The following is a 22,123-nucleotide window of genomic DNA, read 5'->3' as shown; positions in this document are numbered from 1 at the left end:
AAACGCGGCGCTTTGTTGGGTACGGTGTAAAGATAGACCCGAACAATCGGGCGATCAGAGGCAGTAAGGCAGTTGCACCATGACAGAGATGGTCTATGGCACGATCCCCGTTGGGTCGGGCGATCCGGTTCTTCCACGTTGGTGGCGGACGGTCGATAAGTGGACCTTGTCCTGCATTCTGGCGCTTTTTGGTATTGGATTGCTTTTGGGTTTGGCCGCGTCGCCCCCTTTGGCGGCCAAGAACGGGTTTGAGCCCTTTCACTATGTGCAACGTCAGGCCTTTTTCGGATCGGTCGCCATTGCGGTGTTGTTTATCACATCGATGATGTCGCCTATTTTGGTGCGCCGACTGGCGGTGCTGGGGTTTCTGGCCGCTTTCATTGCCTTGGCGGGGTTGCCGTTTTTGGGGACTGATTTTGGCAAGGGGGCCGTGCGCTGGTATTCTTTGGGCTTTGCCTCTGTGCAGCCGTCTGAGTTCCTCAAGCCTGGGTTTATCGTGGTGGCCGCGTGGTTTATGGCCGCAAGCCAAGAGATTGGTGGGCCGCCTGGAAAGACCTATTCCCTTGTGCTGACGGTTGTGATCGTGCTGATGCTAGCCATGCAGCCCGATTTTGGCCAATCCGCGCTGGTCCTGTTTGGCTGGGGTGTCATGTATTTTGTCGCAGGTGCGCCGATTATCCTGTTGGTGGGTCTTGGTGCGATTGTGATTTTTGGCGGCACGGTCGCCTATTCCAATTCGGAGCACTTTGCGCGCCGGATTGACGGGTTCCTGAACCCTGATGTCGATCCCACCACGCAGTTGGGCTATGCGACCAATGCGATCCGCGAGGGTGGTTTTTTCGGCGTGGGCGTGGGCGAGGGACAGGTGAAATGGTCCCTGCCGGATGCACATACGGATTTCATCATCGCTGTGGCCGCCGAAGAATACGGGTTGATTTGTGTGCTGGCGATCATCGCCCTGTATGCCACGATCGTTGTCCGGTCACTGATGCGGCTGATGAAAGAACGCGATCCGTTCATTCGTCTGGCGGGCACAGGGCTGGCCTGCATCGTTGGCGTGCAGGCGATGATCAATATGGGCGTTGCCGTGCGGCTGTTGCCCGCCAAGGGCATGACCTTGCCGTTCGTGAGCTACGGTGGGTCATCGGTCATTGCGTCGGGCATTGCGGTGGGCATGTTGTTGGCCTTTACACGGTCGCGGCCACAAGGGCAGATCGGTGATATTTTGCTACGTCGGGGGCGGGTCTGATGACGCAACCTTTGTTGGTGATCGCGGCCGGTGGCACGGGCGGACATATGTTTCCGGCACAGGCTTTGGCGGAGGCGATGTTGATGCGCGGCTGGCGCGTGAAGCTGAGCACGGATGCACGCGGTGCGCGTTACACCGGCGGATTTCCCCATGCGGTTGAAATTGAGCAGGTGGGATCAGCCACATTTGCACGGGGCGGGGCGCTGGCCAAGGTGGGCGTGCCGTTCAAGATTGCAGGCGGCGTTTTGGCCGCCATCAGCCGGATGATGCGTGACAAGCCCAGCGTTGTGGTGGGCTTTGGCGGCTATCCTACGATCCCCGCGATGGCCGCGGCCTTTGTGTTGCGCAAGCCGCGGATGATCCACGAACAAAACGGCGTTCTGGGCCGCGTGAACCAGCTGTTTGCAAAACGGGTGCAGAAGGTCGCCTGCGGCACATGGCCCACGGATTTGCCGGACGGTGTTGAGGGCATTCCAGTAGGCAATCCGGTGCGCGGCGCCATACTGGAACGGGCGGCTGCGGGCTATATCGCGCCGGGGGATTACCCGATGTCGATCCTGGTGATGGGCGGCAGTCAGGGCGCGCGCATTCTGTCCGACGTTGTGCCGCCCGCGATCAACGCCCTGCCATCCGAGATCCGCCGCAACATTCGCGTCAGCCATCAGGCCCGTGCGGAAGATCTGGAACGTGTGGCGCAATATTACGCGGACGAAGGCATCCCTGCCGATGTGCAGACTTTTTTCAACGATGTGCCGACCCGCATGTCTGAGGCGCAGCTGGTCATTACCCGCGCAGGCGCATCCACGATTGCAGACCTGAGCATCATTGGCCGACCGTCGATCCTTGTTCCGCTGGCCGCGGCCGTGCGGGATGAGCAGACGGCAAACGCAAAACAACTGGTCGAGGCTGGTGCCGCGATCATGGTGCCGGAACGTCAGCTGCATGTGGACAGTCTGGCGGAGCAAATCGCAACCGTGCTGAAGGATCCGCAAGGCGCTATGCAGATGTCCCAATCGGCGCTGGCTTGCGGAAAACCGGATGCCACGCAAACGCTGGTTGATCTTACACTCGGATTGGCCGAAACGCCCTCCTGACACAGGAAAAGAAAAATGGACGGAAGCCCGATTATGAATGCAGCAACCAAACTCCCCCTTGATGTTGGCCCCATTCATTTCGTGGGCATCGGTGGCATTGGTATGTCTGGGATCGCGGAGGTTCTGCTGAGCCATGGCTATGTGGTGCAGGGTTCGGATTTGAAAGAGACGCCGATCACCAAGCGGCTGAAGGACCTCGGCGCGCTGATTTATACCGGTCAGCGGGCTGAAAACATCGACGACGCCGAGGTCGTGGTGATTTCAAGCGCGATCAAGGCGGGCAATCCAGAACTGGACGCGGCCCGTGCGCGTGGCCTGCCGATTGTGCGCCGTGCCGAGATGCTGGCCGAGCTGATGCGGCTGAAGTCCAACATCGCGGTTGCAGGCACCCACGGCAAGACGACGACCACAACCATGGTGGCCGCTTTGCTTGATGGGGGCAATTTCAACCCCACGGTGGTGAACGGCGGCATCATCCACGCCTACGGGTCCAACGCCCGCGTGGGCGACGGAGAGTGGATGGTGGTTGAGGCCGATGAGAGCGACGGCACGTTCAACCGTCTGCCTGCGACCATTGCGATTGTCACAAACATCGACCCAGAGCACATGGAACATTGGGGCACCGAAGAAAACCTGCACCGTGGGTTTTATGATTTTGTGTCGAACATTCCGTTTTACGGCGTGGCCGTGTGCTGCACTGATGACAGCGACGTGCAGACTTTGGTGGGCAAGATCACCGACCGCCGCGTTGTGACCTATGGGTTCAATGCGCAGGCCGACGTGCGTGCGGTGAACCTGCGGTATGAGGGGGGGCAGGCGCATTTTGATGTGGCGTTGCAATCCGAAGATCAAGTGATCGAAGGCTGTGTCTTGCCGATGCCCGGTGATCACAACGTGTCCAATGCGTTGTCAGCTGTGGCTGTCGCGCGCCATTTGGGCATGAAACGCGAGGAAATCCGCGCCGCTCTGGCCAGTTTTGGCGGCGTCAACCGACGTTTCACCCGCGTAGGCGAGGTGAACGGGGTGACGGTCATTGATGATTATGGCCATCATCCGACAGAAATTGCAGCGGTGTTGAAAGCGGCGCGGCAAGCCTGCGACGGTCGCATCATCGCGGTGCACCAGCCGCACCGCTACACCCGTTTGCACCACCACTTCGACGATTTTTGCGCCTGTTTCAACGACGCAGATGTGGTGGCCATCGCCGAGGTTTTTGGGGCCGGAGAAGAGGTTATCGAGGGGGCCACCCGTGATGATCTGGTGGCAGGCCTGATCCGAGCGGGCCACCGTCACGCACGGGCCATCACGGATGAGGATGATCTGGTACGTTTGGTCAAAGAACAGGCCACGCAGGGAGACATGGTTGTTTGCCTTGGCGCCGGTTCGATTTCCACCTGGGCCAACAGCCTGCCCAAGCGTTTGCGTCCATGATGAGGGTGCGATGACTTGGGCCGGATGACGTGGACCCTATGACGTGGGAATGGGTGGTTCTGGGCGCCATTATCGTGGTGTCCGTCTTGCCATTGATCAAGTGGCTCCGCCGTTTGGTTTGGGCGTTTTGTGTGGCATTCGTTGGGATGATGTTAATTCATATGCAGCACAACCCTGGCGAGGCCACCTTGGCCTTGGGGGCCATGGGCAGTGGGCTGATGGTTGCGCGCCCTGTTCGGCGGATCGTTCTTGGGGGCTTGTTGTGATGTCGAATGGGCTGCGCCCATCCGATCCGCGCGGCTGCGCCGCGCCATGTTTAGGATGGGGCGGTGGCGTTCTGAATGCGCATGATGTGCGTGTGGCGTGGTCGGATTTAGGTATTTTTGACCCAAAGAAACGAGAGGCAGTGCCATGACACCGTCCGCGGTTTTGGCCATCATCTGGGTCTTGTTGGCCACGGCAACGGCGTTGTTGCCGATGCGGTTTCAATATGGTCCGGGCGTGGCCTTGTTGATCGCGGCGCCTGTTTTGATTGTCTGGCTTGGGTTTGATTTTGGCTGGCTTTGGGTCGTGCCTGCAACGCTGGCGTTTGCGTCGATGTTTCGCAATCCGCTGCGGTATTTCTGGGCACGATTTCGGGGCCATGATGGTGAGGTGCCAAAATGACGGTTGCGATGATTTCAATCGCCTGTGGGTTTGGCTGGATCATTCTTGCCAACGTGTTGGCGTTGCTGCCCAGCCGCGACAACCACTGGACGCGCGCCTATGTTCTGATTGCTGTGGGCCTGCCCTTGCTGGCTTGGATTACCTATTCCAACGGGGTGATTGTGGGGTTTGCATTCCTCATTGGCGGGATGAGCGTGCTGCGTTGGCCGGTGGTTTATTTGGGCCGCTGGCTGCGACGGGTGGCGGGATCTACACACGGTGAGGCGCGGAAATGAATGCGTTGTTGATTGCTGTTTTGGCCGCTGCTTTTGGTTATGTAGGGGTTGCTGCGGTTTTGGGTGATGCGGCGTCGGCCAATCTGGTTGTGGGCTATGTTGTGGCCAGTGGGCTGGCGGCGGCGGTGTCATATGTGCGACCGGGCTGGGCCGCCCGTGTGAAATGGGCGTGGATTATCCTGTCGTTGGTGGTGATTTACGGCATCATTTCCGGTCCGCTGAATTATTTGCGTTTGAATGCCTAACGCTTGGCACCGCTGGGGCGGGGCGTTAGGAGGGGGCATGACTTTTGACAGCTTGCCCCCCGTTCGTGGAACCCTGACCGAGAACCGAGACCTGTCCTCGCTTACATGGATGCGCGTGGGCGGGCCCGCAGATGTGTTGTTTCAGCCAGCGGATGAAGACGATCTGGCAGCGTTTTTGGCTGCATTGCCCGCGGATGTGCCGGTGTTTGCCATGGGCGTCGGGTCCAACCTGATTGTCCGTGATGGGGGGGTGCGCGGTGTCGTGATCCGCCTTGGGCGTGGGTTTAACGGGATTGCTTTTGACGGTGATGTTGTGCGTGCGGGGGCCGCAGCGCTGGATGCCCATGTGGCGCGCAAGGCAGCCGCTGAAGGGCTGAACCTGACGTTTTTGCGCACCATTCCCGGATCCATCGGTGGCGCTGTTCGTATGAACGCGGGCTGCTATGGCGATTACATGGCGGATGTTCTGGTTGAGGTGCGGGCCGTGCTGCGCTCGGGGGAGGTGGTGACGTTGAAGGCGGCGGACCTTGATCTGGCGTATCGGTCATCGACCTTGCCGGAGGGGGCTGTCATCACGCAAGCGGTGCTGAAAGCGCCGCGCGAAGAGCCCCAGATCCTGGAAGACCGAATGGCCGCGCAGCTGGCCAAGCGCGACGAAACGCAACCCACCAAAGATCGCACGGCGGGCAGCACGTTTCGCAATCCCGCAGGGTTTTCGTCAACGGGGCGGGCGGATGACGTCATGGACCTGAAGGCGTGGAAGGTGATTGATGACGCGGGCATGCGGGGGGCCACGCGCGGCGGCGCTGTTATGAACACCCTGCATTCCAATTTTCTGACCAATGCAGGGGACGCCACAGCGGCCGACCTTGAGGGTTTGGGCGAAGAGGTCCGAAAAAAGGTTTACGACACCAGTGGCATAACGCTACAGTGGGAAATTATGAGGGTCGGCGAACCGGCCCCGCACAACACCACGACGGAGTGATCCACCGGTAACGGATCTGCCCCACAGGCAGGGGCACGGCGGACAACAAATGACGGCCCGGCAAAAAGGGCCGCGAAAGAGGCAAACGCGTGTCGAGCAGGACACCCAAAACCGTTGCTGTCCTGTTGGGCGGCCCTTCGGCTGAACGTGAGGTTTCCCTCAGTTCGGGGCGCGAGTGCGCGGATGCGCTGCGCGTGGCGGGCTTTGACGTGGTAGAGATTGACGCCGGTGTCGATTTGCCGGAGCGGTTGCGCGCCGTGGCCCCTGATGTGGTGTTCAATGGCTTGCATGGGCGGTGGTGCGAAGACGGCGTGGTGCAGGGACTGCTGGAATGGATGCGGCTGCCTTATACGCATTCGGGCGTCATGGCCTCTGCCGTGGCCATGGACAAGCAAAAGACCAAAGACATTTACCGCGCCTACAATCTGCCCTTTGTGGACAGCGTTCTGGCGACTCGAGACCAAATCGAAGAGGCCCATGTGATGGAGCCGCCTTACGTGGTCAAACCCTTCAACGAAGGGTCCAGCGTTGGGGTATATATCGTCACCGACCGCGCCAATGGCACACCGACCTTGGCGCCCGATCTGCCTGAGACATTGATGGTTGAGACCTATGCGCCAGGGCGTGAGTTGACGACCGCCGTGATGGATGGCCGTGCTTTGACGGTGACGGATATCATCACCGACGGCTGGTATGATTATTCGGCCAAGTACGAAACCGGCGGATCGCGCCATGTGATCCCCGCCGAGATTCCGCAAGATATCTTTGAGGCCTGCATGGATTTCGCCGTGCGCGCCCACAACGCCCTTGGCTGTCGCGGCATGAGCCGGACCGATTTCCGCTGGGATGAGGCACGCGGTTTGGAGGGTCTGATTTTGCTTGAAACGAACACCCAGCCCGGCATGACGCCCACGTCACTGGCGCCGGAACAGGCCGCCCATTGCGGGATTTCATTTCCCGAATTGATGACATGGATGGTGGAGGATGCCTCATGCGATCGCTGAACCTCAGGAAATCTGCCACACCGCGCCATGATCCGGCCCCCAGCCGCTGGGGCTATCGTTATCAACGGCTGATGTTGACGCCGGGGTTCCGGCGGATGGTGCGTGTGGGCGTGCCACTTGTGATCGTCGGCGGGTTGATCGCCGGATGGGCCGCGCGTGACAGCAACCGCCAGATGGTGGCGGATGCCTATAGCGATATGAAAAGCCAGATCCAGCAGCGCGACGAATTCATGGTCAAGCTGATGGCGGTGGACGGGGCGGATGACACGCTGTCGGGCGATATTCGCACGGTTCTGCCGATTGAATTTCCCGTCTCCAGCTTTGATCTGGACCTTGAAGAGATGCGCCTGACGGTTGCGGCCCTGCCTGCGGTGGCCGATGCGGCCTTGCGGGTGCGCCCGGGCGGCATCTTGCAGGTCAATGTCAGCCAGCGCCAGCCGGTGGCGGTGTTCCGGTCTGCCGACGGGCTGAAGCTTCTCGATGCGCAAGGCGTTCTGGTGCAATCTATTGTGGCACGGTCGGACCGTGCGGACTTGCCGTTGATTACCGGTGACGGGGCGCGCGATGCCTTGGCCGAAGGCCTGGCGATTTACCGCGCCGCGGGGCCAATGGCCGACAAGATGCGCGGCGTGGTGCGCATGGGCGAACGTCGGTGGGACGTGATCCTTGATAGCGGGCAGCGTATTTTGCTGCCCAGCGTTGATCCGGTTGTGGCGTTTGAGCGCGTCGTCGCCATGGCCCAGGCGCAAGAGCTGTTGGAGCGTGACGTGGCCGTTGTGGACATGCGCCACCCCGCACGCCCCACCATCCGCATGAACCAACAGGCCGTGGCAAACCTGCGTCAGACAGGCGTCACACAAGAGCAATAAAATTTCAGGCAGGCAGTACGATTATGAGAGACCTTTACCAATCCCAACGGGCCCAACGCTCCATGCGGCAAGCTGCGATGCAACGCGGCGTGATTGCTATTTTGGATGTGGGCAGTTCCAAAATTGCGTGTCTGGTGCTGCGTTTTGACGGGCCGGAACACTTTGGGGATGGCGATGGTGTGGGATCCATGGCGGGCCAATCGTCGTTTCGCGTCATTGGGGCTGCGACCACACGGTCGCGCGGGGTCCGCTTTGGAGAAATTGACGCCATGGCCGAAACCGAACGTGCGATCCGCACGGCGGTGCAGGCGGCCCAGAAGATGGCCAATGTGCGCGTCGATCACGTGATTGCCTGTCTCAGCGGCGGGCGGCCTCGGTCTTACGGCCTGGACGGGCAGGTGGATGTGCAAGGCACTGTCGTCAGCGAGGGCGACATTGGCCGCGTGCTGGCGGAATGTGATGTGCCCGACATTGGCGTGGGCCGCGAGGTGCTGCATGCGCAACCGATCAATTTTGCCCTCGATCACCGCTCCGGCCTGAGCGACCCGCGCGGGCAGATCGGCCAGACCCTGACGACCGATATGCACATGATGACCATCGAAGACAGCGTCATCGAAAACCTTCTGTATTGTATCAAACGCTGTGATCTGGAATTGGCGGGCGTCGCGTCGTCGGCCTATGCGGCGGGGATTTCGTCGTTGGTGGAAGACGAACAGGAACTGGGTGCGGCCTGCATCGATATGGGCGGTGGGTCCACCGGCATTTCGATCTTCATGCGCAAACACATGATCTATTCCGACGCCGTGCGCATGGGCGGCGATCACGTGACGTCCGACATTTCCATGGGTCTGCAAGTGGCCCCTGCGATGGCTGAACGGATCAAAACCTTCTACGGCGGCGTTCTGGCCACGGGCATGGATGACCGCGAGATGATTGAGGTCGGCAGCGACACTGGTGACTGGGAACACGACCGTCGCACCGTCAGCCGCGCTGAGCTGATCGGGATCATGCGCCCCCGCGTCGAAGAAATTTTGGAAGAGGTTCGCGTGCGTCTGGATGCCGCCGGGTTTGAACATCTGCCCAGCCAGCAGATCGTCCTGACGGGGGGGGGCAGCCAGATCCCAGGGCTCGACGGTCTGGCCAGCAAGATCCTTGGCCAGCAAGTGCGCATCGGCCGCCCCCTGCGGGTGCAGGGCCTGCCACAGGCTGCAACTGGGGCTGCGTTTTCCGCCGCCGTTGGCCTGTCTCTTTTTGCAGCACACCCCAAAGATGAATGGTGGGATTTCGACATCCCCGCCGAAAAATATCCAGCGCGGTCCCTCAAACGCGCCGTCCGCTGGTTCCGCGAGAACTGGTAGGGCGGTGGGTTTGGGGCCCGCCATACGCAAGATTTCGCCTAAATCCCCAAATACGGCGAAAGTTCACGGGCAAAACCCCACATTTTGCGGTTGTTTTGCGTTTTTTCCGTGACCATCCGGACCAAGCCCGTTAGGGTTTTGGAAAGATTCAGGACAGATCGCCCGGTGGGACGGGCCAAAACAAAACAGGCGGACAGACACATGACATTGAACCTTTCCATGCCCGGTCAGGAAGAACTCAAGCCCCGCATCACCGTGTTCGGTGTGGGCGGCGCAGGCGGCAACGCGGTCAACAACATGATCGAACAGCAGCTGGAAGGGGTCGAATTTGTCGTGGCGAACACCGACGCCCAAGCGCTGCAGCAGTCCCGGTCTGATGCCAAAATCCAGATGGGCGTGAAGGTCACCGAGGGCCTCGGGGCAGGGGCCCGCGCAACCGTGGGTGCCGCAGCCGCCGAAGAAAGCATCGAACAGATCGTTGATCATCTGGCCGGCGCGCACATGTGTTTCATCACCGCCGGTATGGGCGGCGGCACCGGCACCGGTGCGGCCCCGATTATCGCACAGGCCGCCCGCGAATTGGGCGTTCTGACCGTGGGCGTTGTGACCAAGCCGTTCCAGTTCGAAGGCGGCAAGCGCATGAAGCAGGCCGAAGACGGCGTTGAGGCGCTGCAAAAGGTCGTTGATACGCTGATCATCATTCCCAACCAGAACCTGTTCCGTCTGGCCAATGAAAACACCACCTTCACCGAAGCCTTCAGCCTGGCCGACGACGTGCTGTATCAGGGTGTCAAAGGCGTGACGGACCTGATGGTGCGTCCAGGTCTTATCAACCTCGACTTCGCCGACGTGCGCGCTGTCATGGATGAGATGGGCAAAGCCATGATGGGCACAGGCGAAGCAGACGGTCAGGACCGCGCCGTTCAGGCCGCCGAGAAGGCCATCGCCAACCCGTTGCTGGACGAAATCAGCCTCGAAGGCGCACGCGGCGTGCTGATCAACATCACCGGCGGTTACGACCTGACGTTGTTCGAACTTGACGAAGCGGCGAACAAGATCCGTGAAAAGGTCGATCCCGATGCCAACATCATCGTCGGTTCCACGCTGGATACGGACATGGAAGGCAAGATGCGCGTCAGCGTTGTGGCCACCGGCATCGACGCTGTTGCCAAGACCCACGACATTCCTGTGCCGCGCCGCCCCATGGCCGCCCCCTTGACGCAGCAGGTCTCTGCTGAGGTGAAGGAAGAGGCACCGGCGGCTGTTGTCCAGGCCCCGGCCCCCGCAGCAGAGCCTGCGCCCGCACCAGCACCCGCCGCCGAAGTCGCACCAGAGCCCGCACCAGAGCCGTCCTTGTTCGACGAGGCCCCAGCGGCCGAACCGGCCTTCGACGCCCCCGCCGCGGCTGCGGCAGCTGAGGCTGATCTGCCACCTGCGGCCTATCAACCACGCCCAGAGCCCGCGATTGATGCACCGGTTGATGGTTTCGTGGCCCCGCAGCGTCCCGCCGTTGGCACGCCAAGTCAGGAAACGCTGGACCGTCTGCGCACCGCCGCCGCCCGTTCGGCCCCTGCCGCTGCGCCCGCTGCCGCACCCGTGGAGAGCGAAGACGCAGCCAAGCCCCGTATGGGCGGGCTCAACAGCCTGATCAGCCGGATGACCGGCCAGCAGGGCGAGGCCGCCAAAGAGCGTCCGCAGCCCCCCGTGGCAACCCTGCGCGAAGATCCGACGACTCAGCCAGAGGCCGACGAAGATCAGGAACGCATCGAAATTCCTGCGTTCCTGCGTCGTCAGGCGAACTAATTTGGTCTAACGTAAGGTCACGATTGAGTGTAAAAGGCCGCCTTTGGGTGGCCTTTTTTCATTTTAATACAAGACTTGGTGTAATGCTGCGCAAGGCGTGGCGGCTTTGCGCCGGAATATGACAGTTCTGTTTCAGTCCGTTGCAAACTGTGTGTTGAGGGTGCGGCCCCCAATCCTTAGGTCTTTATCAACCAAAAAGGATGAAGTTGTTGCAGACCACGCTGGACACCACCGTTGCGTTCGAAGGAAAGGGCCTGCACACAGGTGCCTTGGCCTCGGCTGTTGTGCGTCCGGCGCCTGCGGACCACGGGATCATCTTTCGCCGCACCGATGTGACCGTTCAGGCTGATGTGCCTGCGTTGTGGAACCATGTCATCGTGTCTCCTTTGAACACACGGATCGAAAACGCGGCGGGCACAACGGTGTCCACCATCGAACATATCATGGCGGCCCTTGCGGGCTGTGGCATTCACAACGCATTGGTCGAAGTCAGCGGACCGGAAGTGCCGATCCTCGACGGATCCGCGGCAGAATTTGTGCTAGGTTTTCTACGGGCGGGCATCCGCCGTTTGTCGTCCCCCTTGCGGGTGATCGAAGTGCGCAAACCGGTCTCGGTTCAGCTGGGCGACGCCCACGCGACACTGACACCCGCCGACACGTTGCACATCGATTTTGAGATCGATTTCGCGGATCGCGCCATTGGTCATCAAGAAAAGACACTGAACATGTCGAACGGCGCATTCGTGCGCGAATTGTGCGACAGCCGCACGTTCTGCCGGTCGGCAGATGTGGACGCGATGCGCGCCAGGGGCCTTGCCTTGGGCGGGACGCTTGAAAACGCGGTTGTGGTCGATGGATCGGCGGTTCTCAGCCCAGGTGGTCTGCGTCATTCGGATGAGGCGGTGCGCCATAAGATGTTGGATGCATTGGGGGATTTGTACACAGCCGGAGCCCCGATCGTGGGCCGCTACACAGGCCACAAGGCGGGTCATGCTGTGACAAACGCGCTGTTGCGCGCGCTATTTGAGGATCCGGATGCATGGGGCTGGGCGGAGGCGGACGCTGCCACGGCCGCCCGTTTGCCGGGGGTCGGCGTGCGGATGTCCGACCTTCCTGCGGTTGCGTAAGCAAGATCGCGCAAAAGGCATTTTTCCTCTCATTTTTCTGTGCTAGACCAATCGCAACCGAAAGCTATTTTCGGGATGAACAATGACGCGGGGGCGCCTTTGATGTTAGGCCGCAGCAGCACTTCTTATCGTATTGGCCTGATTGCGGGCACCTTTGCACTTGGCCTGTTGGCCGGATGCGGGGGCTTTGACAGCCGTGCCGAAGGCGCGCTTGAAGCCTACACGGCGCAAGAGATCTTTGAACGCGGTGAGTTTGAGCTGGCCCGGGGCGATGCCGACGATGCCGCCTTCTACTTTGGCGAAATCGAACGGCTGTATCCCTATTCCGAATGGGCCAAACGTGCGCTGATCATGCAGGCCTTTGCCTATCACCGCGATCAGGATTACCCCAATTCCCGCGCCTCTGCGCAACGTTACATCGACTTCTATCCCGTGGATGACGACGCGGCCTATGCGCAATACCTTTTGGCGCTGTCCTATTACGACCAGATTGACGAAGTCGGCCGCGATCAAGGCCTGACGTTTCAGGCCCTGCAGGCCTTGCGCGTGGTCATTGAACGCTACCCAGACAGCGAATATGCGCAATCGTCGGTCTTGAAATTTGACCTTGCGTTTGACCACCTCGCCGCCAAGGAGATGGAGGTCGGGCGTTTTTATCTGAAACGTGATCACTTCGCCGCGTCGGTGAACCGGTTCCGCGTCGTGGTTGAGGATTTTCAGACCACATCGCACACCCCCGAAGCCCTGCATCGTCTGGTTGAGGCTTATCTGTCCTTGGGCCTGGTCAATGAGGCGCAAACGGCTGGGGCGATCCTGGGTTATAATTACCAATCCACGGAATGGTATGAAGACAGCTTTGCCTTGCTGACAGGGCAAGGGTTGGAACCACAAGTGCTGGGCGACAATTGGCTGGCTGCCATCTATCGTCAGATGGTGCGCGGCGAATGGCTGTAAGGGGCGGCGGGGCCATGCCCTGCCCAATGTGTCATGCTGCGCCATCTTGATATCCGCGACATGCTGATCATTGATCGGCTGGAGCTTGCGTTCCAGCCGGGTTTGAACGTGCTGACCGGTGAGACGGGGGCGGGGAAGTCCATCCTTTTGGACTCCCTGGGGTTCGTTCTGGGCTGGCGCGGACGTGCCGAGCTGGTGCGCCAAGGCGCGGATCAGGGGGAGGTGATTGCGGAATTTGATCTGCCCGAACACCACGCCGCATGGGATGTGCTGCGCGAAGCGGGGTTTGTCTTTGACGACAGCCTGATCCTGCGCCGCGTGAACACGCGCGACGGGCGCAAGACCGCTTGGATCAACGACCGGCGCGTCAGCGGTGAAATTCTGCGGGCGGTGTCGGAAACCTTGGTTGAACTGCACGGCCAGCATGATGACCGCGGGTTGCTGAACCCGCGAGGGCACCGGATGCTGCTGGATGATTTCGGGGGGCTTGGCGCGAAAATCGACAGGACGCGCAAGACGTGGCGCGCCCTGTCGCAGGCCCGCAAAGCGTTGAAAGAGGCCGAGGCGCGGATCGCCGCGTTGAAAGAAGAAGAGGACTTTTTGCGTCACGCGGTGGCCGAACTGGACACCTTGGCGCCTCAAGCCGGTGAGGACGCGAGCCTGGACCAGCAGCGGCGACGGATGCAGGCCGCGGAAAAGATCGGTGATGATATTTCCAAGGCATATCAGGCGCTTGGCCTGCAAGGAGCCGAGGGGATGATGGGCGATGCGGCCCGCTGGCTGTCCGATGCGGCGGGTCAGGCCGACGGCACGTTGGAGGAGGCCGTGGCCGCCCTTGACCGCGCCATGGCTGAGCTGTCGGAGGCCCAATCAGGGGTTGAGGCGGCGATGGATGCGTTGGCCTTCAACCCGCTTGAGTTGGAGCACATCGAAGAACGTCTGTTCGCCATTCGCGGGCTCGCGCGCAAGCACGAAGTGCTGCCCGATGACCTCGGCACCTTCGCAGAAGAGTTGCGGACCCGCCTGACCGCACTTGACCAAGGGGCGTCCGATCTGGCTGAGCTTCAAGCGGCTGTCGCCAAGGCTGAGGTGGATTATGCACAGGCCGCAGCAACCCTGACGGAAGCCCGCAAAAAAGCGGCCGCCAAACTGGACCGCGCGATGTCAAAAGAGCTCGCCCCCCTGAAAATGGACCGCGCGGTTTTTGCCACGGACGTGACAGCCGGGGACGCGGGCCCTGAGGGTGTCGATCAGGTGGCCTTTACTGTCGCCACAAACCCCGGCGCCCCGGCGGGGCCGATCGGAAAGATCGCATCAGGCGGGGAATTGAGCCGGTTCTTGTTGGCGCTGAAGGTGTGTTTGACCGGCACCGAATCTGGCCTGACGTTGATTTTCGATGAGATTGACCGCGGTGTCGGAGGGGCCACGGCAGATGCCGTGGGACGACGTTTGTCGCAACTTGCGGGACAGGGCCAGGTGTTGGTTGTCACGCATAGCCCACAGGTGGCCGCCCTTGGGGATCATCACTGGCGGGTGGAGAAGAGGCAGACGAAAGACAGTACTTTGTCCACTGTGGTTGGCCTTACGGATGAGGCCCGTGTGGATGAAATCGCACGTATGATTTCCGGGGATCGGATTACCGAAGAGGCCCGCGCCGCCGCAAAATCACTGATTGTTGCTTAATCGCGCAAGATTGCATTTTGAAGGTTTCACGGCGCTCGCGGCATAGAACAGACTGAAAAATGTTGGATTTGGACAAGCCTAACCGTTGGTTCGAACGACCTTTCCGGGGTTCATGATGTTCTGAGGGTCCAAGGCCCGTTTGATGCCCGCCATGACATCCCAGCCCGCACCGTGTTCGGCTGTCATATAGTCTAACTTGCCCATTCCAACGCCGTGTTCCCCCGTGACGGTGCCGCCAAGGGCCAAGGCCCGTTCGGCCATACGCGCGGCCAGATCTTTGGCCGCGGCGCGTTCGGTCGCACTGTCCGGATCAATCAACAAGATCGCATGAAAATTGCCATCGCCCACATGACCCAAAATCGGCGCCGGTATGGGGGAGGCCGCGATATCGGCTTGCGTTTCGGACACCGCTTGCGCCAACGTGCTGATGGGCACGCACACATCTGTGACAATTGCTTTGGCGCCTTGTTTCCATCCCAGAATTGCCCAATAGGCCGTGTGACGCATCTGCCAAAGACGGCTTCGGTCTTCCGCCCGCGTTGCCCAATCAAAATCTGAGCCACCAAAGTCCGCGACGATCTCGCCGAAACGTTCTGCCTGTTCGGCCACGGCACTGTCGGAGCCGTGAAATTCGACCATCAGATGGGGCATTTCCGGAAAGCTGGCTTTGGAATGGGCATTCACCGCGGCCACGCTGGCCGCATCGAGAAATTCGATACGCGCCATGGGGATGCCCATGGCGATGGTCGCGGTGACGGCCGCAATCGCGGCTTCGATGTCGCCAAACGCACAGGTGGCGGCCCCGATCGCCTCTGGCTGGCCTTGCAGTTTCAACGTTAATTCGGTGATCAAGCCCAACGTCCCCTCAGATCCGACCATCAGCGCCGTTAGATCATATCCTGCGCTGGTCTTTCGCGCGGCAGAGCCCGTGCGAATAATGCGCCCGTCCGCCATCACGACCTCAAGCGCCATGACGTTGTCGCGCATGGTGCCGTAACGCACGGCGGTGGTGCCACTGGCGCGGGTGGCGGCCATGCCGCCGATCGTGGCATTGGCGCCTGGATCGACAGGGAAAAACAGCCCCGTCGCGCGCAACTCCTCATTCAGGGCCTCCCGCGTGATGCCGGGCTGCACACGCACGGTCATGTCTTCGGCGCGCACTTCAATCACCGCTGCCATGTCGCGAAAATCCACGCTGACCCCACCGGAAATGGCGGCTGTGTGCCCCTCAAGCGATGTGCCCGCGCCGTAGCCGATGACGGGGCAGCTGTGTTGCGCGCAGACAGACAAGATCTGCGACACCTCTTTTGTTGTGCGCGGATAGGCGACGGCATCGGGCGGGGTCACGGGAAAGTGGCTTTCAGATTGGCCATGGGCTGTCAAATCGGGCTTGGACCGCGACAGCCGATCGCCTAACACTTGTTCAAGCGCATCGAGCGCGGTTGTGATGGTCATGATATTGGTCCTAATGCCGCCTGCGCAGACCAAAACAAATGGGGCTGACATGGGCAAGCCGCAAAAGTCGGTGATCGGGCAGGGCGTGGACGACGCGCTGTGCGCATGCCGTGAGGCGTGGGGCGTCATTCGCACCCGCGGCCCGTCTCAGGTGCAGTTTTGGTTTATCGCCCTTTTGGTCGGCATCGGCGCGAGCCTGATTGCCATTGTCTTTCGGTTCGGGATCGAGACGGTGCAAACCCGTCTGTATGGCACGGATGATGTCGCGGATTTGCACACCACGATTGCATCGCTTGATTGGTGGTGGATCCTGCTCATCCCGATGGCGGGTGGTCTGGCCGTGGGTCTTATTCTGGATCGGTTTACCGATGACGGGCGTGTGCGGTCTGTGGCGGATGTCATTGAGGGGGCAGCACTTTACGAGGGCCGTGTGGAACGCCGCAAAGGTCTGGCCTCGGGGGCTGCCTCGTTCATTACCCTATCGACGGGCGGATCAACGGGCCGCGAAGGGCCGGTGGTGCATCTGGCGGCGATCTTGTCCACTTACGTAAGCCGCCTGATCCGCGCCGATGGCATTACGGGCCGTGATTTGCTTGGCTGTGCTGTGGCCGCCGCCGTTTCGGCCAGTTTCAACGCGCCCATTGCGGGCGCTCTTTTCGCGCTTGAGGTGGTCCTAAGGCACTTTGCCGTCCATGCCTTCGCGCCCATTGTCATCGCATCTGTCGCTGGCACTGTGATCAACCGGCTGGTCTACGGCGATGTGACGGAATTCATGATCCCGAACCAGAACATACTGGCCTTCTACGTGGAATTGCCCGCGTTTTTGATCCTTGGGCTGCTGTGTGGTCTAATCGCTGTGATCTTGATGCGTACGATTTTCTGGATGGACAATATGGCGTCGTCCATGCAGGCGCGCATCGGGTTGCCTCGCATGTACCGTCCCCTTGTGGCGGGTACGATGCTGGGGGCCATCGCCATCTTTTATCCGCATATCATCGGCGTCGGCTATGAGACGACCTCGGACGCGTTAACGGGGCGGCTGTTGTTTCATGAGGCTGTGGTCTTTGTGATTATCAAAATCTTCGCCGTGGGCATCACGATGGCAGGCCGCATGGGCGGCGGCGTGTTTTCCCCGTCGTTGATGGTGGGGGCCCTTACGGGATTGGCCTTTGGCATCGTCGCCACCGCGATCTTTCCTGACGTGTCGGGGGAAGGGACGCTTTATGCCCTGGCCGGAATGGGCGCCGTCTCTGCCGCCGTTTTGGGCGCCCCCATATCGACCACGCTGATTGTGTTTGAGTTGACCGGCGACTGGCAAACGGGGATCGCGGTGATGGTGTCGGTGTCCTTGTCGTCGGCGCTGGCGTCCCGACTGGTGGATCGCAGCTTCTTTCTGACACAGCTGGAACGGCGTGGCGTGCATCTGGCCGCGGGCCCGCAGGCCTATCTGCTGGGCACGTTTCAGGTGTCCTCGGTCATGCGCGGTATGGATCACCCCCGCGCGGCCGATCCGGAGACCTGTGCCGCGCTGATCCTCGAAGGGACTTATGTGTTTGAGGACAAGACCCTCGATCAGGCGATGCCCATCATAGAGGCCACGGGATCAAATTTCATCCCCGTCGTCGCCCCAGCCACCGGTGACGGCCCGCCCGAACTGCGCGGCGCGTTGTTTCAGGTGGATGCCTTGCGGGCGTTCAACCGCGCTTTGGCCGCGACGGCGGCCGAAGAACACTCCTAAAGCTGCTCAACCGCGACTTTGCTGGTGTAGAACGCCATATAGCCCTTGATCGCGGCCACATCGTCTTTGGGATCTTCATAGGACCACGCGGCATCCTTGAACGTGCCGCTTTTGGCGACAAGGTGATAATGCGTCGCCTGACCTTTGTGCGGGCAGGTCGACACAGTGTCGGAGGTGTCAAAGAACGCCATGGAGATATCGTCGCGCGGGAAATAGATCACCTCAGGATAATCGCCTTCGGTCAATTCCAACGCGTTGCTTGTCTCGCCCAGCACAGCGCCCGCGGCCCGAACAACCCATGTGCCAGCTGCTGGCCTGATTTTGATATAATCACTCAAAGTGATCCCCCTTCATATGGTTTGTCCGCCCAAGACGCGAATTGGTTGAACCTATGCTTGTCAGACGTGTGTCACGTTAAGATGACAATGGGGCGCAGGCCGATTTGAGCCAATCAAGGGCATCCCCATCCACGCGTAGCCCAATTTTTTGCAGTGTATCAGAATGATATTGGTCAATCCATGCCCGTTCGTCGCCCGACAACAGGGTCACATCAATCAGGTGTCTATCGAACGGTACATAGGTCAGCGTTTCGAAATCAAGCATGGCGCGCGCATCACCACCCGGCACAGCGGGGGCGTCTTGCACGACAATCAGGTTCTCGATGCGAATGCCAAAAGCCCCTTCGCGGTAATATCCCGGCTCATTCGACAGGATCATGCCCGGCTCCAATGCTGTGGTTGCGCGACGTGACAGGCCTTGCGGCCCCTCATGGACGCACAGATAGGCCCCAACGCCATGACCCGTGCCGTGGTCATAATCCTGTCCGGCCAACCACAGTGGATAGCGGGCCAAAGCGTCCAGATCAGACCCGCGCACGCCTTTGGGAAACCGCACGCGGCTGATGGCGATCATGCCTTGCAACACGCGGGTATAACACGTGCGCTCTGTGTCACCTGCGGGGCCAATGGCGATGGTGCGGGTGATGTCGGTCGTGCCGTCCAGATATTGCCCCCCGCTGTCCACCAACAAAAGCTCCCCCGGTGTGACGCGGCGGTTGCTGTCTTCGGACACACGGTAATGGACGATCGCACCATTGGGGCCCGCACCGCAGATCGTCTCAAACGAAATATCGCGCAGCACATTTGTGTCCCGCCGAAAGCCTTCGAGTGCGGTCACCACATCAATTTCCGTTAATGCCCCTTTGGGGGCCTCACGGTCCAACCACGCCAGAAAGCGCACCATCGCCGCCCCATCGCGCAGATGCGCCTCACGCGCGCCCGCGATTTCCGCGTCCGTCTTGCGGGCCTTGGGCAGAACACAAGGGTCTTGGCCCCACGCAATCGCGTTTTCGGTCAGGGCCTGTGCCACCGCATAGGGCGTGCGTGCGCGGTCTAGCCGAATGGGGCCTTCAGTGGCGGCAAGTGCGTCAAGAATGGTGTCGGGGGAGGACACTGTCACCCCCTCCAGCTCAATATCGCCTATCTGACGAGGGTCGCAAAACAGGATCACCGTTCCGTCATCTTTCAAAAGCGCCATCGCATGGGGAACCGGATTTCGCGCAATATCGGATCCACGGACATTCAACAACCATGCGATGCTGTCGGGCAACGCAATAAAGGCCGCGCGATGGCCTGCGCCGCGCAAGTCTTCGGCCAAACGGGCACGTTTTGAGGATGAGGTTTCACCCGCCAGATCGTCCGGATACATCATCATCGGCGCCAAAGGGGGCAGTGGGCGGTCCGCCCAACACAAATCAACAAGGTTTTCTGTCGGCGTCAAACTTACCTGAGTACCCACAAACGCGGCCTCAAACCCCTCGATCTGCGCCACGGTATGCAACCACGGATCAAAGGCCAAAACGTCCAACCCACCAATGGATTTGACCCAATCAGACAGGGTGGTTTCCGGCCAGTGAACAGGCTCAAAGACATCGGCCACCTGTTGTTTGACCTGCACGCGGTAGCGTCCGTCGACAAACACCCCGGCCTTGTCCTGAGCGACAACAGCAAAGCCCGCACTTCCCGTAAACCCCGTCAACCACGACAGCCGTTCATCGGCAGGGGCCACATATTCGCCTTGGAACCGATCCTCACGCGGGACGACAAACCCGTCGACCCCTCGTTCGGCCATCACGGACCGCAAAGCGTCCAACCGGGCTGGCCCGGCGTCGGCTGAGGAGGTGACATCAAACGTCTGAAACATGGCGCGTCCTTTGTTTCTTTGGGTCAAAAATACCTTCCCCGAAGGGGCCGGCAAATTTCGCGAAATTTGCCCCTGCTAAAATTCGGGAATTTTAGCACCCGCGCAAGATTAGCCTGCGTTGCGCAGTCCCAGCACCCGTGCCCGTTTGCGTGGATCACTGTCAAACAGGCTGGCCAATTGTTCAGTCATTGCCCCCGCCAACTGTTCCACATCCGTAATCGTGACGGCACGGTCATAATAGCGCGTGACATCATGACCAATCCCGATCGCAATGAGTTCTACGGCACGGCGCTTTTCAACCATCGCGATCACATCCCGCAGATGCTTTTCCAGATAGTTGGCAGGGTTCACAGACAACGTGCTGTCATCCACCGGCGCGCCGTCGGAAATCACCATCAGCACTTTACGCGCCTCTGGGCGGCCCAGCATCCGGCGGTGGGCCCATTCCAGGGCCTCCCCGTCGATGTTTTCCTTCAGCAGGCCCTCTTTCATCATCAGGCCCAGATTGTCGCGTGACCGCCGCCAGGGCGCGTCCGCCCCTTTATATACGATATGACGCAGGTCGTTCAGACGTCCGGGCTGTTGCGGGCGGCCCTCGGCCAGCCAACCTTCACGGCTCAGCCCGCCTTTCCACGCCTTTGTGGTGAACCCGAGGATCTCGACCTTGACCTGGCAGCGCTCCAAGGTGCGCGCCAGAACGTCTGCACAAATGGCAGCAATGGAGATGGGACGTCCCCGCATGGACCCGGAATTGTCCAACAACAATGTCACGCATGTGTCGCGGAATTCGGTGTCCTGTTCGACCTTGAACGACAGGGGCGTCGTGGGATTGGCCACAACCCGCGCCAAACGGCCCGCGTCCAGAATGCCTTCTTCCTGATCGAACGACCAACTGCGGTTTTGTTGTGCCTGCAACCGCCGTTGCAATTTGTTGGCCAAACGCGACACTGCCCCCTTCAGCGGTTCCAACTGTTGATCCAGATAGGCCCGCAGACGTTCCAACTCTGCGGGTTCGGCCAGATCCTCGGCCCCGATTTCTTCGTCATGATCGGTGGAATAGACTACATAGTTTGGATCCGCGTCCGAGATCGGCTGCGGGGCGGGGGGCTCCATCGGGGCTTCGCCCTCTGGCATCTCCGCCTCTTCGGCCATCTCCGATTCAGCGCTGTCTTCCATGGACACCTGCGCTTCGGCGGCGTCTTGCTGGTCTTCTTGGGATTGCTCTGGCGTGCCTTCGGTCTCTTCTTCGTCGCCGTCGTCCTGACCGGTGCTTTCGGGCTCGTCCTGGGCCTCATCGTCCTGTCCGGCGTCTTCCTCGTCGTCCCCCAGATCATCGGGATCGTCGCCCAGCTGGTCGCCATAGCCCATGTCCTGAATGATCTGGCGCGCGAATTTGGCAAATGCGGCCTGATCTTCGAGGCTGTCTTCCAGCGCTTCAAGTGTGCCGCCGCAATTGTCCTCGATGAACCCGCGCCACAGGTCCATGACATTCTCAGCCCCGCGCGGCATGTCGCGGCCAGTCGCCAGATGGCGGATCAGGTAGCCCGCCGCGGTGGCCAGTGGGGCCTCTGACGCCTCGCGGATCTGGTCATAACCTTTGCGGATCGCCTCATTGCCGATCTTGGCATCGATATTGCCTGCGGTGCCCGGCATGTGGCGCGCGCCCACGGCCTCAACCCGCGCATTTTCCATCGCGTTGTACAGGTCTTGGGCCATTTGGCCCTGGGGCATGTATTTCGCGGCCACGCCGGAATCGTGGAATTTGTGACGCAGCGCATAGGCGTCGGCGGTGCCGCGCGCGATCAAAACCTCCTCACGGGTCATCCGGCGGCTGACCTGCGGCAGACGCACCGTTTCCCGCGTGGCCCCGGGCGGGTCCACGGTAAAGCTGACGGCCAGGTCAGGATCATCGGCCAAGACCTTCGTGGCCTCGGCCAATGCCTTTTTGAACGGATCAGCTGGATTGTCGGAGGGTTTGTTCATCT

Annotated in this window: 20 protein-coding genes; 16 read left to right on the top strand and 4 right to left on the bottom strand. The window is 60.6% G+C overall.

All coding sequences use genetic code 11. The annotated features are described in order from the left end of the window. Window positions 1-79 precede the first annotated feature (79 nt). The 15 genes from ftsW to recN all read left to right on the top strand — a co-directional run bounded on the left by ftsW (window position 80) and on the right by recN (window position 14,743). The gene (gene ftsW / locus PSJ8397_RS03535; protein WP_085863157.1) at window positions 80-1,249 is read left to right on the top strand and encodes a putative lipid II flippase FtsW; all 1,170 of its coding nucleotides are present in this window, start codon (window positions 80-82) and stop codon (window positions 1,247-1,249) included. Further along, the gene (murG, locus tag PSJ8397_RS03530) at window positions 1,249-2,343 is read left to right on the top strand and encodes an undecaprenyldiphospho-muramoylpentapeptide beta-N-acetylglucosaminyltransferase (RefSeq protein ID WP_085863156.1); all 1,095 of its coding nucleotides are present in this window, start codon (window positions 1,249-1,251) and stop codon (window positions 2,341-2,343) included. The genes ftsW and murG overlap by 1 nt, the downstream gene beginning before the upstream one ends. 15 nt (window positions 2,344-2,358) lie before the next feature. Continuing rightward, the gene (gene murC, locus PSJ8397_RS03525; protein ID WP_085863155.1) at window positions 2,359-3,774 is read left to right on the top strand and encodes a UDP-N-acetylmuramate--L-alanine ligase; all 1,416 of its coding nucleotides are present in this window, start codon (window positions 2,359-2,361) and stop codon (window positions 3,772-3,774) included. Between the two features lie 38 nt (window positions 3,775-3,812). Further along, window positions 3,813-4,040 (top strand): hypothetical protein, encoded by a 228-nt coding sequence (locus PSJ8397_RS03520; RefSeq protein WP_085863154.1) that lies wholly within the window; start codon window positions 3,813-3,815, stop codon window positions 4,038-4,040. A gap of 145 nt (window positions 4,041-4,185) precedes the next feature. Beyond that, on the top strand, window positions 4,186-4,440 hold the full coding sequence (locus PSJ8397_RS03515) for a DUF2484 family protein (protein ID WP_085863153.1): 255 nt from the start codon (window positions 4,186-4,188) through the stop codon (window positions 4,438-4,440). Continuing rightward, window positions 4,437-4,715 (top strand): DUF2484 family protein, encoded by a 279-nt coding sequence (locus PSJ8397_RS03510; RefSeq protein ID WP_085863152.1) that lies wholly within the window; start codon window positions 4,437-4,439, stop codon window positions 4,713-4,715. The genes PSJ8397_RS03515 and PSJ8397_RS03510 overlap by 4 nt, the downstream gene beginning before the upstream one ends. Continuing rightward, the gene (locus tag PSJ8397_RS03505) at window positions 4,712-4,960 is read left to right on the top strand and encodes a hypothetical protein (RefSeq protein WP_085863151.1); all 249 of its coding nucleotides are present in this window, start codon (window positions 4,712-4,714) and stop codon (window positions 4,958-4,960) included. Before PSJ8397_RS03510 ends, PSJ8397_RS03505 begins: the two co-directional genes overlap by 4 nt. 37 nt (window positions 4,961-4,997) lie before the next feature. Then, window positions 4,998-5,945: a UDP-N-acetylmuramate dehydrogenase gene (gene murB / locus PSJ8397_RS03500; protein WP_085863150.1), complete on the top strand. Its 948-nt coding sequence runs from the start codon at window positions 4,998-5,000 to the stop codon at window positions 5,943-5,945. Between the two features lie 89 nt (window positions 5,946-6,034). Next, window positions 6,035-6,949 (top strand): D-alanine--D-alanine ligase, encoded by a 915-nt coding sequence (locus PSJ8397_RS03495; protein ID WP_085863149.1) that lies wholly within the window; start codon window positions 6,035-6,037, stop codon window positions 6,947-6,949. Beyond that, entirely contained in the window at window positions 6,937-7,818 is an 882-nt protein-coding gene (locus tag PSJ8397_RS03490; RefSeq protein WP_085863148.1) for a cell division protein FtsQ/DivIB, read from the top strand. The genes PSJ8397_RS03495 and PSJ8397_RS03490 overlap by 13 nt, the downstream gene beginning before the upstream one ends. Before the next feature lie 23 nt (window positions 7,819-7,841). Further along, window positions 7,842-9,176, top strand: coding sequence for a cell division protein FtsA (ftsA, locus tag PSJ8397_RS03485; RefSeq protein WP_085863147.1), 1,335 nt, complete (start codon window positions 7,842-7,844; stop codon window positions 9,174-9,176). Window positions 9,177-9,377: 201 nt separating this feature from the next. Continuing rightward, on the top strand, window positions 9,378-10,979 hold the full coding sequence (ftsZ, locus tag PSJ8397_RS03480; RefSeq protein ID WP_085863146.1) for a cell division protein FtsZ: 1,602 nt from the start codon (window positions 9,378-9,380) through the stop codon (window positions 10,977-10,979). A 209-nt stretch (window positions 10,980-11,188) separates the two neighbouring features. After that, a complete protein-coding gene (gene lpxC / locus PSJ8397_RS03475; protein WP_085863478.1) occupies window positions 11,189-12,106 on the top strand; it encodes a UDP-3-O-acyl-N-acetylglucosamine deacetylase in 918 nt (305 codons plus the stop codon). A 102-nt stretch (window positions 12,107-12,208) separates the two neighbouring features. After that, window positions 12,209-13,060, top strand: a complete 852-nt coding sequence (locus tag PSJ8397_RS03470; protein ID WP_085863477.1) for an outer membrane protein assembly factor BamD — start codon at window positions 12,209-12,211, stop codon at window positions 13,058-13,060. Window positions 13,061-13,093: 33 nt separating this feature from the next. Next, window positions 13,094-14,743 carry a DNA repair protein RecN gene (gene recN, locus PSJ8397_RS03465; protein WP_085863145.1) on the top strand — a complete coding sequence of 550 codons (1,650 nt, stop codon included), beginning with the start codon at window positions 13,094-13,096 and terminating at the stop codon, window positions 14,741-14,743. Window positions 14,744-14,821: 78 nt separating this feature from the next. On the opposite strand, the gene PSJ8397_RS03460 is transcribed toward recN, so the two are convergent. After that, complete coding sequence (locus PSJ8397_RS03460; protein WP_085863144.1) at window positions 14,822-16,198, bottom strand: FAD-binding oxidoreductase; 1,377 nt, start codon at window positions 16,196-16,198, stop codon at window positions 14,822-14,824. A gap of 49 nt (window positions 16,199-16,247) precedes the next feature. Here PSJ8397_RS03460 and PSJ8397_RS03455 point away from each other — a divergent pair, with 49 nt between their 5' ends. Next, the gene (locus PSJ8397_RS03455) at window positions 16,248-17,936 is read left to right on the top strand and encodes a chloride channel protein (RefSeq protein ID WP_085863476.1); all 1,689 of its coding nucleotides are present in this window, start codon (window positions 16,248-16,250) and stop codon (window positions 17,934-17,936) included. Here PSJ8397_RS03455 and PSJ8397_RS03450 read toward each other — a convergent pair. From PSJ8397_RS03450 to cobT, 3 genes are all read right to left on the bottom strand, one after another. Continuing rightward, a complete protein-coding gene (locus PSJ8397_RS03450; protein WP_085863143.1) occupies window positions 17,933-18,274 on the bottom strand; it encodes a DUF427 domain-containing protein in 342 nt (113 codons plus the stop codon). The genes PSJ8397_RS03455 and PSJ8397_RS03450 overlap by 4 nt on opposite strands. A gap of 76 nt (window positions 18,275-18,350) precedes the next feature. Further along, a complete protein-coding gene (locus tag PSJ8397_RS03445) occupies window positions 18,351-20,138 on the bottom strand; it encodes an aminopeptidase P family protein (RefSeq protein ID WP_085863142.1) in 1,788 nt (595 codons plus the stop codon). A 108-nt stretch (window positions 20,139-20,246) separates the two neighbouring features. After that, on the bottom strand, window positions 20,247-22,121 hold the full coding sequence (cobT, locus tag PSJ8397_RS03440; protein ID WP_085863141.1) for a cobaltochelatase subunit CobT: 1,875 nt from the start codon (window positions 22,119-22,121) through the stop codon (window positions 20,247-20,249). Between the last annotated feature and the right edge of the window lie 2 nt (window positions 22,122-22,123).

Origin of the sequence: Pseudooctadecabacter jejudonensis, assembly GCF_900172275.1 — a bacterium.
In the GTDB taxonomy this organism is placed as follows: Bacteria; Pseudomonadota; Alphaproteobacteria; order Rhodobacterales; family Rhodobacteraceae; genus Octadecabacter; species Octadecabacter jejudonensis.
The sequence above is the reverse complement of the archived record's forward strand: the minus strand, read 5'-3'. Positions and strand labels throughout refer to the sequence as shown.

Excerpts from the sequence above, each read along its gene's own strand:
- ftsA (WP_085863147.1), top strand. The coding sequence starts at position 7,842 with ATGAGAGACCTTTACCAATCCCAACGGGCCCAACGCTCCATGCGGCAA.
- PSJ8397_RS03510 (WP_085863152.1), top strand. The coding sequence starts at position 4,437 with ATGACGGTTGCGATGATTTCAATCGCCTGTGGGTTTGGCTGGATCATT.
- murB (WP_085863150.1), top strand. The coding sequence starts at position 4,998 with ATGACTTTTGACAGCTTGCCCCCCGTTCGTGGAACCCTGACCGAGAAC.
- ftsW (WP_085863157.1), top strand. The coding sequence starts at position 80 with ATGACAGAGATGGTCTATGGCACGATCCCCGTTGGGTCGGGCGATCCG.
- PSJ8397_RS03455 (WP_085863476.1), top strand. The coding sequence starts at position 16,248 with ATGGGCAAGCCGCAAAAGTCGGTGATCGGGCAGGGCGTGGACGACGCG.
- PSJ8397_RS03445 (WP_085863142.1), bottom strand. The coding sequence starts at position 20,138 with ATGTTTCAGACGTTTGATGTCACCTCCTCAGCCGACGCCGGGCCAGCC.
- PSJ8397_RS03490 (WP_085863148.1), top strand. The coding sequence starts at position 6,937 with ATGCGATCGCTGAACCTCAGGAAATCTGCCACACCGCGCCATGATCCG.
- murC (WP_085863155.1), top strand. The coding sequence starts at position 2,359 with ATGGACGGAAGCCCGATTATGAATGCAGCAACCAAACTCCCCCTTGAT.
- recN (WP_085863145.1), top strand. The coding sequence starts at position 13,094 with ATGCTGCGCCATCTTGATATCCGCGACATGCTGATCATTGATCGGCTG.
- PSJ8397_RS03520 (WP_085863154.1), top strand. The coding sequence starts at position 3,813 with ATGACGTGGGAATGGGTGGTTCTGGGCGCCATTATCGTGGTGTCCGTC.
- PSJ8397_RS03470 (WP_085863477.1), top strand. The coding sequence starts at position 12,209 with ATGTTAGGCCGCAGCAGCACTTCTTATCGTATTGGCCTGATTGCGGGC.
- PSJ8397_RS03505 (WP_085863151.1), top strand. The coding sequence starts at position 4,712 with ATGAATGCGTTGTTGATTGCTGTTTTGGCCGCTGCTTTTGGTTATGTA.
- PSJ8397_RS03515 (WP_085863153.1), top strand. The coding sequence starts at position 4,186 with ATGACACCGTCCGCGGTTTTGGCCATCATCTGGGTCTTGTTGGCCACG.
- PSJ8397_RS03460 (WP_085863144.1), bottom strand. The coding sequence starts at position 16,198 with ATGACCATCACAACCGCGCTCGATGCGCTTGAACAAGTGTTAGGCGAT.
- cobT (WP_085863141.1), bottom strand. The coding sequence starts at position 22,121 with ATGAACAAACCCTCCGACAATCCAGCTGATCCGTTCAAAAAGGCATTG.
- murG (WP_085863156.1), top strand. The coding sequence starts at position 1,249 with ATGACGCAACCTTTGTTGGTGATCGCGGCCGGTGGCACGGGCGGACAT.
- ftsZ (WP_085863146.1), top strand. The coding sequence starts at position 9,378 with ATGACATTGAACCTTTCCATGCCCGGTCAGGAAGAACTCAAGCCCCGC.